Origin of the sequence: Streptomyces sp. URMC 127, assembly GCF_051386535.1 — a bacterium.
Lineage (GTDB): Bacteria > Actinomycetota > Actinomycetes > Streptomycetales > Streptomycetaceae > Streptomyces.
Genome location: NZ_JBPQTW010000073.1, coordinates 1 through 14,851 on the forward strand (window position 1 = coordinate 1; position 14,851 = coordinate 14,851).

General features: G+C 75.0%; 5 protein-coding genes. All 5 read right to left on the minus strand.

Annotated elements, in window-relative coordinates:
* Positions 1–116: 116 nt before the first annotated feature.
* The 5 genes from ACSNOH_RS17130 to ACSNOH_RS17150 all read right to left on the minus strand — a co-directional run bounded on the left by ACSNOH_RS17130 (position 117) and on the right by ACSNOH_RS17150 (position 14,814).
* Positions 117–947 carry a siderophore-interacting protein gene (locus ACSNOH_RS17130; RefSeq protein ID WP_436722214.1) on the minus strand — a complete coding sequence of 277 codons (831 nt, stop codon included), beginning with the start codon at positions 945–947 and terminating at the stop codon, positions 117–119.
* Between the two features lie 139 nt (positions 948–1,086).
* Entirely contained in the window at positions 1,087–2,862 is a 1,776-nt protein-coding gene (locus tag ACSNOH_RS17135; protein WP_436722215.1) for an ABC transporter ATP-binding protein, read from the minus strand.
* Positions 2,855–4,780: an ABC transporter ATP-binding protein gene (locus tag ACSNOH_RS17140; RefSeq protein WP_436722216.1), complete on the minus strand. Its 1,926-nt coding sequence runs from the start codon at positions 4,778–4,780 to the stop codon at positions 2,855–2,857. Before ACSNOH_RS17140 ends, ACSNOH_RS17135 begins: the two co-directional genes overlap by 8 nt.
* Positions 4,781–4,879: 99 nt before the next feature.
* Entirely contained in the window at positions 4,880–5,092 is a 213-nt protein-coding gene (locus ACSNOH_RS17145; protein WP_436722217.1) for an MbtH family protein, read from the minus strand.
* A 47-nt stretch (positions 5,093–5,139) separates the two neighbouring features.
* Positions 5,140–14,814 carry an amino acid adenylation domain-containing protein gene (locus ACSNOH_RS17150; RefSeq protein WP_436722218.1) on the minus strand — a complete coding sequence of 3,225 codons (9,675 nt, stop codon included), beginning with the start codon at positions 14,812–14,814 and terminating at the stop codon, positions 5,140–5,142.
* Between the last annotated feature and the right edge of the window lie 37 nt (positions 14,815–14,851).

Consider the following 14,851-nt stretch of genomic DNA (forward strand, 5'->3'; position numbering starts at 1 on the left):
CCCTCCTGCACCACGACCCCGGCAACGACGACTGGATCGTCGTCCGCACCTCCCGGCTGCCGCGCAGCACGCCGGAGGCGAGGGGCCGTCGGTGGCGGCCGGTGCGGCGGTCGTGGTCACGCGTGCTCGTGCTCGTCGTCCGCGTGGTGGTCGTGGTTCTCCACGCCGCGCTTCCAGTAGCCGTCGACGTCGACCTGCTCCTTGGCCATGCCGAGGTCGCGGCGCAGGTAGCGGCGGATGGGCTTGAGCGTGCCGGCCTCGCCCGCGATCCAGGCGTAGCCGAGGCCGGCGGGCAGTTCGGCGCCGCGGACGGCCCGCTCCAGCAGGTCGCCGGTGCCGGGCGGGGTGTCGCCGCGGTGCAGCCAGGTCAGGGTGCAGTCGGCGGCGGTGGTGAGCTCCTGCTCGTCCTCGGGGCCGCGGACCTCGGCGAAGGCCAGGACGCGTACGCCGGCGGGCAGCACCTCCAGCCAGCGGGCGAGGGCGGGCAGGGCGGTCTCCTCGGCGGCCAGCAGGTACCAGTCGTGGACCATCGGCAGGATCTCGGAGCCGCGCGGGCCGAGGACGCCGAGCCGCATGCCCGGCTCCGCGCGCGCGGCCCACGCGGAGCCCACGCCGTCGCCGTGCAGGACCATGTCGACGTCCAGCTCCTGCGCCTCGGGCCGGTAGTGACGGATGGTGTAGTCGCGGGTGATGGGCTCCACGGGGGCGTCCATCCAGGTGTCGTCGCGGATGACCGGCTCGACGGGCAGCTCGGCACCGGGCTCGGCGAAGCAGAGCTTCACGTGGTCGGTGGGCGCCTGTTCGCAGAACCCTTCCAGCGCCGGGCCGGCGAACGTCACCCGGACCGTGGAGGGGGTGACGCGGGTGACCCTGCGCACCTCCAGCAGGCGGTACTTGAGGGGGTGGCGGACGATGCGCACGCGCGGCGGGAGCGTCTCAATGGTCATCGATCATCCCAATCTGGCGGGGTGTGCCGCGGGACCGGCACCGCGTTGCGGTGGCCCCCGCGCGGGCGCGCGGGGGCCACCGGGCTTCACGTGTACGGCCGGAGGAACCCGAGCCGAACTTAGGCAACCCTAACCTAACTCATCGTGTATTGGCCATCGTTCCGGCCGCCCGGCCCGCGTCCCCGGCTTCCCGGCCTGCGTCCCCGGTCCCCCGGCCCGTGTCCTCGGACACCCGGCCCCCGTCCAGCGCGACTACCCGCGGCAGCCGGGCGATGGTCGCCGGCCGGTGCGCGACGACGATGATCGTGCGGTCGCCCCGCATCCCGTCCAGCGCGTGCTCCAGCCGGCCCGCCGTCACCGGGTCGATGTCCGCGGTGGCCTCGTCCAGGACGAGCACCGCGGGGTCGGCCAGCGCGGCCCGCAGCAGCCCGACGATCTGCCGCTCCCCCGCCGACAGCCGGGAGCCGCGCACGCCCACCTCTGCATCGAGGCCTCCCAGGTCGCGGAGCCACTCCTCAAGGCCCAGCTCGGCCACGGCCCGCTCCATCCCGGCACGGCCCGGAGTGCCGTGCACCAGCTCGAGGTTGGCCGCCACCGTGCCGGTCACCATGCGGACCTCCTGCGGCACCAGCACCACGCGGCGGCGCAGCTCCTCCTCCGGGATGTCCCGCAGGTCGGTGCCCGCGAAGCGCACCGCGCCCCGGTCGGGCGCGTAGAGGCCGCACAGCAGCTTCGACAGCGTCGTCTTGCCCGAGCCGGTCTCGCCCACCACGCCCGTGCGGTCGCCCACCGGGAAGGCCAGCGAGACACCGCGCAGCACCTCCGTGCCGTCCCGGTAGGAGTAGCCCAGGTCCTCGCAGACCAGCTCCCCGCGCAGGGGCAACTCGCCGGCCGGCCGGGCCGCTTCCGGCATCTGCCCGGTGGCCCGGCCGGTGGCCGCCAGCAGGTCCAGCAGCCGGGCCAGGCCCGTCCGCGCCGTCTGCACCTCGCCGACGAGCTGCGAGATGTCCGAGAACGAGTCGAACAGGTTGCGGCTCGCCAGCACGAAGACGACGACGGTGCCGACGCCCGTCGCGCCGCGCGACACGGACCAGCCGCCCACCAGCAGCAGCACGACCAGCGCGAACCCCTCGATCAGGCCGACCAGATCGATGCGGTTCTCCACCCGGATCGCGCGCCGCGCCGCCCCGACGGCCGCGGCGTTCTCCTCATCGAAGCGGCGCAGCCAGCCGGGCAGGCCGCGGGCGCTCTGCAGCGCCTCCCGGACCGTCAGGGTCTCCGTGAACGTCGCCGCGACCGTCGCCTCCGCCGCCGCCTTCCCGCCGAACGCGCGCGGCGCGGACCGCTGGAACCAGCGCATCACCAGCAGCGTCAGCGGCACGAACACGGCGAGCTGCACCAGGGCCAGCTGCCACGAGTAGCCGAAGAGCACAACGAGGGTGAACAGGAGCGTCGCCGTCGCCGACACCAGGTTGCGCAGGTGCATGCGCACGAAGGAGGCCAGCGCGGCCACCTCGCCGGTCGTGCGGCGCAGCAGGTCGCCCGTGCGGTGCGCCTCCAGGAACCGCAGGGGCGCCGACGCCAGGTTCTCGGCGCACTTCTCGCGCAGGCCGCGCACCACGTTCTCGCCGGCCTTCGCCAGCAGCAGTTCGCCGGCGCGGGCGAGGCCGAGCTGGAGGACGGCCAGGAGGACGAGGACCGCGGCGGCGGTCAGCAGCCCGCCGCGGTCGCCGGCGAGCAGCGCGTCCGTCGCCCGGCCGATCAGCGGGGCGACGGCCACGAGCGCGGCGGAGTCGGCCAGGCCGACCACGACGGCGACGGCGAGGGCCCGCCGGTGGGGGCGCAGGTAGGGGGCGGCGCGGCGCAGCACACGCCGCTCGTCGGGCTGCTCGTTCAGCAGGACGGGCTCAGCCACGGTCGCCCTCCGGGGTGGTGACGGGGGTGGGTGCGGTGCGGGTGCCGGCGGCGGGCCCGGCTTCGGCTGCGGCGTCCGCCCGGGCCTCGTCGGCGCCGGCGTCCGCCCCCGCTGCGTCGTCGGCGGCGTCCGCCGCCCGGCCCGGGGCCGTCAGGGTTACGACGCGGTCCGCGGTCTCCAGGACCGCCGTGCGGTGCGTGGCGAAGACGACCGTGCGGCGGCGGCCCGCGGCCCACGTGCGCAGGCGGTCCAGGACCGCCCGCTCCGTGGTCGTGTCCAGGGCGGACGTCGAGTCGTCCAGGATCAGCACCTCCGGCTCGCCGAGGAGCGCGCGGGCGATGGCCAGCCGCTGCACCTGCCCGCCGGACAGGGCAGTGCCGCTCTCGCCGAGCTCGGTGCCGTAGCCGTCGGGCATCGCGGCGATCTGCTCGTGGATGCCGGCGGTCCGGCAGGCGTCGTGCAGGGCCTCGTCCGGCAGGTCGCGGCCGAGCCGCAGGTTCTCGGCGACGGTCCCGGACAGCAGCAGCGGCCGCTGGGCGACGTACGCGATCCGGCCGCGGATGTCGTCCAGGGCGGCCTCGCGCAGGTCGGTGCCGCCGTAGCGGACGGTGCCGGTGTCCGGGTCGTCCAGCCGGACGGGGAGGCGCAGCAGCGTGCTCTTGCCGGATCCGGTGGCGCCGCCGACGGCGACGAACTCGCCCGCGCGGACGGTCAGGTCGACCGGCGCGAGGACGGTCACGCCGTCCCGCATCGCGCTCACGCCCGACAGCTCCAGGTCGCCGCCCGCGGTGAGGGCGACCGGCTCGGCCGGGTCGGTGACGCCGGCCGCGATGGACAGCGCCTCGTCGATGCGGGCGGCGGCCACGTCGGCCTGCCCGCGGGCGAGGAGCCGGTCGACGAGGACCCGGGTGGCGAGGGTGATGCTCGCCATCCACGACGTGAAGGCGACCAGGCCGCCGACGGTCAGCCGGCCGTCGAGGACCGCGAGCCCGCCGACGCCCACGCCGATCGCCACGGCCATGCGCGGCACGAACGGCGCGACGGACGCCCAGGAGGCCTCGATCCGGGCGGCCTTGACGGTCCGGTCGGTGACGATGGCGCTCGCCGCGGCGTGCCGCTCCAGCAGCGGCCGGTGGCCGCCCGTGCCGCGCAGGCCGGTGCCGAGCTGCAGCAGGTCCGCGACGGCCTCGGCGCGGATGCCGTGCGCCTCGGCCAGCGCGCCGCTGGCCGCGCCGAAGCGGCGCGGGAAGTACAGGTTGACCCAGACGAGGAACGGCAGCATGCCCAGCGTCACCAGTAGCAGCGACACGTCGAGCACGCCCATGCCGGTCAGGACGCCCGCGAAGGTGGTGGCGAGCACGACCCAGATCGCCAGGCCGTGCACCCACTCGCGCACCAGGTCGGTGTCCCGGGTCGCGCGCATGGCCAGATCGCCGTGGCCCCGCGAGGCGAGCGCGGAGCGGTCGAGGCCGGCCAGGTGCCGCAGCAGCCGGGAGCGCAGGTCGGCGCCCACCTTGGCGTCCGCGGAACCCGCCCAGTACTGCCAGCCGTACAGCCCGGCGAACTGGACGGCGGCCGCGGCGAGCGCGGCGGCCGCCCACCCCAGCAGCGCACGGCCGTTCCCGGCGGTGACGCCGTCGTCGAGCGCCTTCTGGACGCACCAGGGCACGGCGAGGAAGGCGACCTGGCGGACACCGGCGGCGGCCATGGCCGCGCCGACCGTCGCCCAGTGCGGCCGCAGGGCGCCGCGCAGCAGGGCACGGGCCCGCGCGCGCCGCTCGGGCGCGAGGTCCCGCGGGCCGGGCTCCGCGGCGTCGTCGACGCCGGATTCCTCCAGGGTGTCCCCGGCGGGCGGCGGGCCCGGAGGCTCGTCGGCTGTGCCGGGGTGGTGCTCCGGCTGGGCGTGTTGGGTGCTCACGACGTCAGGTATCCGCTCTCAGCAGTCGGCTCGGCCGCGGGGGGGGACCGGGCGGGTGCCCGGTCCGCCCGCGGCGGCGGGTCTTCGGGAGGGGTCCGGTCAGGACCGGGCGACGAGGCTCGCCGGCCGCATGTCGGTCCAGTGGGCGTCGACGTAGTCGGTGCAGCCCTGCAGGGAGTCCTCGCCGTGGACGGTGGTCCAGCCGTCGGGGATCTCGGCGAAGGCCGGCCACAGGGAGTGCTGGTTCTCGGCGTTGACGAGGACGAAGTAGCGGGCGTCGTTGTCCTCGAAGGGGTTGGTGGCGTTGCTCATGGTGACGTGCTCCTCTGTGTGGGTGGGTGTGAACAGGTGTTACGGGGTCAGGCAGTTGCGGGTGCGGATTCCCGGATGCGGGCGGCGAGTTCCGCGACGGTCGGCCCGGCAAGGAGGTCGGCGATGCCGGGGCCCGCCTCGCCGGTGCCGAAGGCCTCGCGGATGCGCAGCACGAGGGTCATCGCCAGCAGCGAGTGACCGCCGAGCTCGAAGAAGCTGTCGTCGACGGTGACGTCGGGCAGCCCGAGCACGTCGGCGAAGACGTCGCACAGCGTCTTCTCCGTCACGTCGCCCGGCGCCCGGCCCGTGCCGCCCGCGGCCATGTCGGCGGCGGTCGGCGCGGGGAGGGCCTTGCGGTCGAGCTTGCCGTTGACGGTCAGCGGCAGTGCGTCCAGGACGACGAAGGCCGAGGGGACCATGTACTCCGGCAGGGAGTCCGCGAGCGAACGGCGGACGGCGGCGGTGTCGACGGCCTCCGCTGTCGCCGGCACGAGGTAGGCCGCGAGGCGCTTGACGCCGGGCGTGTCCTCCCGGACGACCACCGCCGCCTGAGCGACCCCCGGGTGCCCGGTCAGGGCGTCCTCGATCTCACCCGGCTCGACACGGTATCCGCGGATCTTCACCTGGTCGTCGACCCGCCCGAGGAAGTCCAGCAGCCCGTCCCGGCGCCACCGCACGACATCACCCGTGCGGTACATCCGCGCACCGGGCTCGCCGAACGCCGCGCCGAAGGGGTCGGCCACGAAGCGGCCCGCGGTCAGCCCCGGGCGGCCGAGGTAGCCGCGCGCCAGGCCGACACCGGACACGTACAGCTCGCCGGGCACCCCCACCGGCACCGGGCGCAGCCGCGCGTCGAGCACGTAGGCGCGCGTGTTCCAGATGGGGCGGCCGACGGTCGCGGTGTCGCTGTCGAGCGTGCCGCCACCGAGGGTGTTGATGGTGTACTCGGTCGGCCCGTACAGGTTGTAGCCCATGAGGCCGGGCGTCTCGCGGAGCCGCGTCCAGAGCGACTCGGGGACGGCCTCGCCACCGAGCAGGACCAGCACCGGCCGGTGCCTGCCCTCGTCCAGCAGCCCGCACTCGACCAGCGCCTGGGCGTACGACGGGGTGACGTTGATGACGTCCACGGCCTGCTCGGCGCAGTACGCGGCCAGGCCTTCGGCGTCGCGGCGCAGCGACTCGTCCAGGACATGCACCTCGTGCCCCTCCACCAGCCACAGCAGTTCCTCCCACGACATGTCGAAGGAGAACGACACCGTGTGCGCGATCCGCAGCCGCCGGCCGCCCGCCGCCTCCACAACGGGGTTGAAGATCGCCTCACGGTGGTTCAGGAGCATGTTCGTCAGCCCGCGGTAGGGCGTGATCACACCCTTCGGGCGGCCCGTGGAGCCCGACGTGAAGATGACGTACGCGGCAGCGTCAAGGTCGACGCGGACGTCCACCGCACCGTCCGGCAGGCTCGCCAGCTCGGCCACCACCGCGGGATCGTCCAGCTCCACGCGCGGGACCTCCGGCACGTCCGGCATGCGGTCGCGCGCCGTGGAGTCCGTGAGCAGGACGACGGGCCCGGTCTCCTCGACCATGTAGGCCAGCCGCTCCACCGGGTAGTCCAGCTCCAGCGGCAGATAGGCCGCGCCGGTGCGCAGCACGGCGAAGAGCGCGGCCACCATGTCCAGGGAGCGCGGCAGGCCGAGCGCCACCACCCGTTCCGGGCCCGCGCCCCGGGCCAGCAGCAGCCGGGCGAAACGGTTCACCCGTGCGTCCAGTTCGGCGAACGACCACGTCCGGTCGCCTGCCACGAGCGCGACCGCGCCGGGCACGGCAGCCGCCCGCTCCGCCAGCAGCTCCGCGACCGAGGCGTCCGGCAGCTCGCGCCCCGTCGCCGCCCACTCCCCCAGCACCGCCCCGCGCTCCTCCCGCGTGAGCACGTCGAGGGAGCCGATGCGGCGGGCCGGGTCCCGGGCGACCTGGGCGAGGAGGGAGAGGAGGCGCTCCACGAGGGACTCGGCGGTGGAACGGTCGTAGCGGTCGGCCGCGTACTCGAAGGCGATGTCGATCTCTTCTGCGGAGGGGGTCTCCTCGAAGTTGAAGTCGAGCTCGAACTTCACGGCGCCCAGCTCGAAGGGGAGGATGCGGCTCTCCAGCCCGAGGAGCCGGCGGGCCTCGCCGTCGCTGTTGCGGTAGCCGAGCATCACCTGGAACAGCGGGTGGCGGCCGGGGACGCGCTGCGGGTTGACGGCTTCGACCAGGCTGTCGAAGGGCAGGTCCTGGTGGGCGAAGGCCGCCAGGTCGTGCTCGCGGACCCGGCCGAGCAGTTCGGTGAACGACGGGTCGCCGGACAGGTCGTTGCGCAGCACGAGCGTGTTGACGAAGAACCCGACGAGACCGTCGAGGGCGGCGTCGGAGCGGCCCGCGACCGGCGCGCCGAGGGGGATGTCGTCGCCCGCGCCGAGCCGGTGCAGCAGGGTGGCGACGGCCGCCTGCAGGACCATGAACGTCGTCGTACCGGTGGCGGCGGCGGTCTCGCGCAGCCCGCGGTAGACGGCCGGCGGCACCTGGGCCCGTACGGTGCCGCCCCGCAGCCCGCTCCCGGCCGCGGGGGTCCGCGGGCGGTCGGCGGGCAGGGCGAGCTCCTCCGGGAGCCCGGCCAGGGCCCGCTTCCAGTACGCCACCTGCCGGCTGTGCAGGCTGTGCTCGTCCGCGGGGTCGCCCAGCAGGTCGCGCTGCCAGAGCGTGTAGTCCGCGTACTGCACGGGCAGCGGCTGCCAGCCGGGGGCCGCCCCTTCCGTGCGGCTGGTGTACGCGGTGGTGAGGTCGTCGACGAACGGCAGCATCGACCACTCGTCGCCGGCGATGTGGTGGAAGAGCAGCACCAGGACGTGGTCGCGGGGGCCGAGCTCCAGGACGGTGACGCGCAGGGGAACTTCGCGTGCGAGGTCGAAGCCGTGGCGTACCGCGGCTTCCACGTCGGCCTGCAGGGTCTCCTCCGTGGTGGCGGCGACGTGCAGCGCCCCGGCCGGATCGGGCGTGTCGAGGATGCGCTGGACGACACGGCCGTCGTGCTCGCCCACGACGGTGCGCAGGCTCTCGTGGCGGCCGGTGACGTCGGCGACGGCGTGGCGCAGCGCGGCCAGGTCGAGCGGGCCGCTGACGCGGATGACGAGCGGCACGTTGTAGGTGGCGCCCGAGCCGTCGAGGTTCTGCAGGAACCACATGCGGCGCTGGGCGTGCGAGAGGGGCAGTCCGGCCGGCCGCTCGCGGCGCACGAGGGCGGGCCGCTCGTGCGCCTCGCCGGCGGTGCGCTCGGCGAGTGCCGCCGGGGTCGGGGCCTCGAAGAGGTCGCGGACGGCGAGGCCGGTGCCGAGGGCCGTGCGGATGCGGCTGACGAGGCGGGTGGCCAGCAGGGAGTGGCCGCCGAGGTCGAAGAAGTGGTCGTCGGGGCCGACGGGGCCGGTCCCGAGCACCTCGCCGAACAGGGCGCACAGCTGCTCCTCGCGGGGGTTCGCGGGCGCGCGGCGCGCTCCCGTCCCGGCGGCGGTCGGCGCGGGGAGGGCCTTGCGGTCGAGCTTGCCGTTGACGGTCAGCGGCAGTGCGTCCAGGACGACGAAGGCCGAGGGGACCATGTACTCCGGCAGGGAGTCCGCGAGCGAGCGGCGGACGGCGGGGGTATCGACGGCCTCCGCTGTCGCCGGTACGAGGTAGGCCGCGAGGCGCTTGACGCCGGGCGTGTCCTCGCGGACGACCACCGCCGCCTGAGCAACCTCCGGATGGCCGGTCAGGGCATCTTCGATCTCGCCCGGCTCGACACGGTATCCGCGGATCTTCACCTGGTCGTCGGCCCGGCCCAGGAAGTCCAGCAGCCCGTCCCGGCGCCACCGCACGACATCACCCGTGCGGTACATCCGGGCGCCCGGCTCACCGAAGGGGTCGGCGACGAAGCGGCCCGCCGTCAGGCCCGGGCGGTTCAGATAGCCGCGCGCCAGGCCGACGCCGGACACGTACAGCTCGCCCGGGACGCCGACCGGCACCGGGCGCAGCCAGGCGTCCAGGACGCGCGCCCGCGTGTTCCAGATGGGGCGGCCGACGGTCGCGGTGTCGCTGTCGAGCGTGCCGCCGCCGAGGGTGTTGATGGTGTACTCGGTCGGCCCGTACAGGTTGTAGCCGATGAGTCCCGGCGTCTCCTTCAGGCGCGTCCACAGGGCTTCGGGGACGGCTTCGCCGCCGAGCAGCACCAGCACGGGGCGGTGCCTGCCCTCGTCCAGCAGCCCGCACTCGACGAGTGCTTGCGCGTAGGAAGGCGTCACGTTGATGACGTCGACCGTCTGCTCGGCGCAGTACGCGGCCAGGCCTTCGGCGTCGCGGCGCAGCGACTCGTCCAGGACATGCACCTCATGCCCCTCCACCAGCCACAGCAGTTCCTCCCACGACATGTCGAAGGAGAACGACACCGTGTGCGCGATCCGCAGCCGCCGGCCGCCCGCCGTCTCCACAACGGGGTTGAAGATCGCCTCGCGGTGGTTGAGCTGCATGTTGGTCAGGCCTCGGTAGGGCGTGACCACGCCCTTCGGACGGCCCGTGGAGCCCGACGTGAAGATGACGTACGCGGCGGCATCGGGATCCGCGTGCACGTCCACCGGACCATCCGGCAGACCGGCGAGTTCGGCCACCACCGCGGGATCGTCCAGCTCCACGCGCGGGAGGCCCGGCACCTCCGGCATGCGGTCGCGTACGGACGAGTCCGTGACGAGGACGACCGGCCGGGTCTCCTCGGCCATGTAGGCCAGCCGCTCCACCGGGTAGTCCAGCTCCAGCGGCAGATAGGCCGCGCCGGCCCGCAGCACGGCGAACAGGGCCGCGACCATCTCCAGGGAGCGCGGCAGGCCGAGCGCCACCACCCGTTCCGGGCCCGCGCCGCGGGCGAGGAACAGCCGGGCCAGGCGGTTGACCTGGGCGTCCAGTTCGGCGAACGTCCACGCGCGCTCACCCGCCACGAGCGCGACCGCGCCGGGCACGGAGGCCGCGCGCTCCGCCAGCAGCTGCGCGACCGAGGCGTCCGGCAGTTCGCGCTCGGTCGCCGCCCACTCCCCCAGTACCGCCCCGCGCTCCTGCTCCGTCAGCAGGCCGAGGCGGCGGACGAGGACGCCGGGGTCCGCGGTGATCTGCTCCAGGAGGGAGACGAACCGGCCCGCGTGCTCCTCGACCGTCGTGCGGTCGAACGCGTCGGGGCGGAACTTCCACTCGAAGGAGATCCGCTCGCCGGGGTTGGCCGCGAAGATGAGCGGGAAGTGGGTGGCGTCGGCGTCGGTGACGTCGTCCACGCCGAGGGCCTGCCCGATGCGGTCGCGCTCGTCCTGGTCGACGGGAGTGTTGCGCAGCACCTGGAGCGTGTCGAAGAGACGGCCCGTCCCGGCGGCGCGCTGGATGGTGCCCAGGCTGAGCTGGTGGTGCGGCAGGAGCGCGGCCTGCTCGTCCTGGAGGCGGGTCAGGTGCGCGACGACGGTCTCGCTCCGGCCGGGCCGGGCCCGGACCGGGACGGTGTTGAGGAACATGCCGATGGTCCGGTCGATGCCCGCGAGCTCCGCCGGGCGGCCGGAGACGGTGGTGCCGAAGACGACGTCCTGGCGGCCCGTCAGGCCGGCGAGGAGCAGGCCCCACACGCCCGAGAGGACGGTGTTGAGCGTCAGGCCGTGGGCCCTGGCGTAGCCGGTGAGGCGGGCGGTCAGGCCGGCGGTCAGTTCGGTGACGTGCTCCTCGGGCAGCAGCGCGGCCCGCTCGCGGGCCTGCGGGGCGAGGAGCGTGGGCTCGTCGACGCCGGCGAGGGCCGTGCGCCAGGCCTCTTCGCCGGCGGCGGTGTCCTGGGTGTGGAGCCAGGCGAGGAAGTCGCGGTAGGCCAGGGGCCGGTCCTCGTCCGGGCCGGGCTGCGGCAGGGTGCCGGTGGTCACCAGGGCGTGGCAGCAGGCCAGGAGCTCCTGCAGGAACAGGCCGGTGGACCAGCCGTCCCACAGCAGCATGTGGTGGGTGACGAGGATGTGCTGGCGGCCGTCGGGGGTGAGGACGGAGGCCAGCCGCACCAGGGGCGGGGCGGCGAGGTCGAAGCGGGTGCGGGCCTCGGCGTCCCGGAGGCGGCGCAGTTCCGCGCCGGCGGCCCCGGGCGTGAGGGAACGCAGGTCGGTCTCGGTGACGGGCACCGTGGCGGTGGCCGGGATGAACTGCAGGGGCCGGTCGAGCCCGTCGTGGAGGAAGCCGGCGCGCAGGTTGGGGTGCCGGCCGAGCACGGCGGCCGCCGCGGTGCGCAGGGTGTCCGCGGGGACGGGGCGGCGCAGGGTGACGACGTCGCGGGAGGTGTAGACGTCGAGGGCGTCCTCGTCGTAGACGGCTTCGAAGAGCAGGCCCTGCTGGAGCGGGGAGAGCGGCCAGACGTCGGTGGCGTCGGGCGCGGCGGCGCGGACGGCCGCCAGGTCCTGCGCGGTGGGCTCGGGCAGTTCGCCGCCCGTCGCCGGGCCGGGGGTGCCCGCGGGCGCTCGGTCGGCCCGCTCGGCCAGGGCGGCCGGGGTGCGGGCCTCGAAGACGTCGCGCGGGCTGAGGGAGATGCCCGCGGTGCGGGCGGCGCCGACGAGGCGGATGGAGACGATGCTGTCGCCGCCGAGCCGGAAGAAGTCGTCGTGGACGCCGGCCCGGGGCAGTGCGAGGACCTCGGCGAACAGGGAGCACAGCGTGGCCTCGGTCAGCGTCGCCGGTTCGCGGTCGGCGGCGGGGGCGGCGGCGTCCGGGAGGCCTTCGGGCAGGGCCTTGCGGTCGAGCTTGCCGTTGACGCCGAGCGGGAGGGCGTCGAGGGCCACGACGGCGGACGGGACCATGTGCTCGGGCAGCCGGGCCGCGCACGCGGCGCGCAGCGCCTCGGGGTCCGGGGCGGCGCCGGGAGCGGGGACGACGTAGGCGACGACGTGCTGGGCGCCCGCCGGGGTGGTGCGGACCAGGACAGCGGCGTGCCCGACGGCCGGGTGGGCAGCGAGGACGGCCTCGATCTCGCCGAGTTCGATGCGGAAGCCGCGGACCTTGACCTGGTCGTCGGTGCGGCCCAGGTATTCGACGGCGCCGTCGGCACGGCGGCGGACCAGGTCGCCGGTGCGGTAGAGCCGCGTGCCGGCAGGGCCGTACGGGTCGGCGACGAAGCGGGAGGCGGTCAGCCCGGGACGGTTCAGATAACCGCGGGCCAGCTGCACACCGGCCAGGTACAACTCGCCGGGCACACCCACCGGTACGGGGCGCAGGGCGGCGTCGAGGACGTGCAGACGGGTGTTCCATACGGGCCGACCGATCGGGACGACGGCGGCGCCGGGTTCGGTGCGGTGGTAGGTGACGTCGACTGCGGCCTCGGTGGGCCCGTAGAGGTTGTGCAGCTCGGTGTCCGGCCACAGCGCGGCGAACCGGTCCACGGCGGCGGGCGGCAGGGCTTCACCGGAGCAGAAGACGCGCCGGACCCGGGCAAAGCCCGTACGTATAGCCCCATCCTGCTCGGCAGCCGTGGTGAAGGCAGTGAGCATGGACGGCACGAAGTGAGCGGTGGTGACCCCCGAGCGGGCCGCCACCTCCGCGAGGTGCTCCGGCTCCCGGTGCCCGCCCGGCCGGGCGAGAACAACAGCGGCACCGCTCACCAGCGGCAGGAAGAACTCCCACACCGACACATCGAAGCTCGCCGGAGTCTTCTGCAGAATCCGGTCCACGGGCCCGATCCCGTACGCCTCCCGCATCCAGTCCAGCCGGTTGACGATCGCCTCGTGCGTCACCACCACACCCTTCGGACGACCGGTCGAACCGGAGGTGTAGATGACGTACGCGGCATGCTGCGGCCCCGCCGCAACCGGTGCGAACTCCTGGGCCGTACGAGGCCGGTCGGCCAGGACGACCGGCACGTTCCGCAGCCAGGAGAGGCGGGACTGCTCGGCCTCGGTGGTCAGCACGCACACGGGTGCGGCGTCGTCGGCCATCCCCGCCAGGCGCTCCTCGGGGTGGTCGAGGTCCAGCGGCAGGTAGGCGGCGCCGGACTTCAGCACGGCCAGCAGGGCAACCATCAGCTCCGCCGACCGCGGCACGGCCACGGCCACGATCCGGTCGGGCCCGGCACCGGCCGCGACCAGCTCGGCAGCCAGGCCGTCGGAAAGATCGTCCAGTTGACGGTACGTCAGCTCACGGCCCTCGTACACCACCGCCGTGGCCTCCGGCGCGGCAGCCAGCCGCTCCGCAAAGCGGCTGACCAGCGTGCCGGACGGCACCTCCCGCCCCGTGGCGTTCCACTCCTCCGCCAGCGCCCGCCTCTCGTCCGGGAGCAGCAGGTCCAGGCGGGCCAGCGGGGTGTCGGGGTCCTCGGCGAAGCGCGCGAGGAGGTTCAGGAAGCGGTCGGTGATGCGCTCGGCGGCCGCACGGTCGAAGACGTCCGTGCGGTAGCCGAGCTCCAGGCGCAGGGTGTCGCCGCCGGGCAGGACGCGCATGGTCAGCGGGTAGTGGGTGGCGTCGCGGGCGCCGAGGCCGGTGACCTGCAGGCCGCCGGTGGCCGCGGCCGCGCCGAGGGTGCCGGAGACGTCGTCGCTGCCCGCGTAGTTCTCCACCACCAGCAGGGTGTCGAAGAGCGGGCCGTCGACGGGGGTCAGGCGCTGGACGGCGGCCAGGCCGAGGTGCTGGTGGTCCATCAGAGCGGCCTGCTCCGCCTGGACGGCCGCGGCGGTGGCGGCGAGCGTCGCGCCGGGCGCCAGGCGGACGCGGACGGGGAGGGTGTTGATGAACAGGCCGACCATGGTGTCGGCGCCGGGCAGGTCCGCGGGGCGGCCGGAGACGGTGGTGCCGCTGACGACGTCGGAGGCGCCGGTGAGCGAGCCCACGAGGACGCCCCACAGCGTGTGCAGGACGTTGCCGAGCGTCAGGCCGCGGGCACGGGCGGCGGCGGTGAGGGCGGCGGTCAGCTCCGGGCCCGCCTCGGCCTCGGCGTCCGCCGGTTCGGCGGCCGTGGCGAGGGCGGCGCCGGGGGCGACGGGGTGGGCCTCGGTGATGCCGTCGAGGGCGGCGGCCCAGGCGCGCCGGGCGGCGTCGGCGTCCCGGGCGGCGAGCAGTTCGAGGTGGTCGCGGTAGGGGCGGACGGGCGGCAGGGCGGCGAGGTCGCCGCGGGAGCCGACGAGGGTGAGCAGTTCCCGGACGAGGACCGGCATGGACCAGCCGTCGAGGAGCAGGTGGTGGCAGGTGACGACGAGGCGGGCGGTGCCCGGGCCGAGGCGCAGCAGGGTCAGCCGCAGGAGCGGCGGTTCGGCGAGGTCGAAGCGGTGGTTCCAGTCCTCGTCCATGGCGGCGCGGACGGCCTCGTCGCGGGCCGCGGGGTCGCCGGCGAGCGCCGTGAGGTCGAGTTCGCGCAGGGGGGTGGCGACCTGGCGCTGGACGAACTGGACGGGGTCCTCGCCGTCGTCGTACCAGAAGCCCGCGCGCAGGTTGGCGTGGCGGCGGAGCAGGGCATCGGTGGCGGCGGCGAGGTCGGCGGTGACGAGGGGGCCGGTGAGGTCGAGGTGGGACTGGACGACGTAGACGTCGCGGGAGCCGTCGTCGTAGACGGCGTGGAAGAGCAGGCCCTCCTGGAGGGAGGACAGGGGATAGACGTCCTCAAGCGCGGATCCGGCGCCGGGGCCGAGGCCGGGGCCGGGGCCGTCTGCCGGGGTCGGGGAGGTTACGTCGTCAGTCATGGTGGCGCTCTCGGCTCTCGGTCGAGGAGTGGGCGGG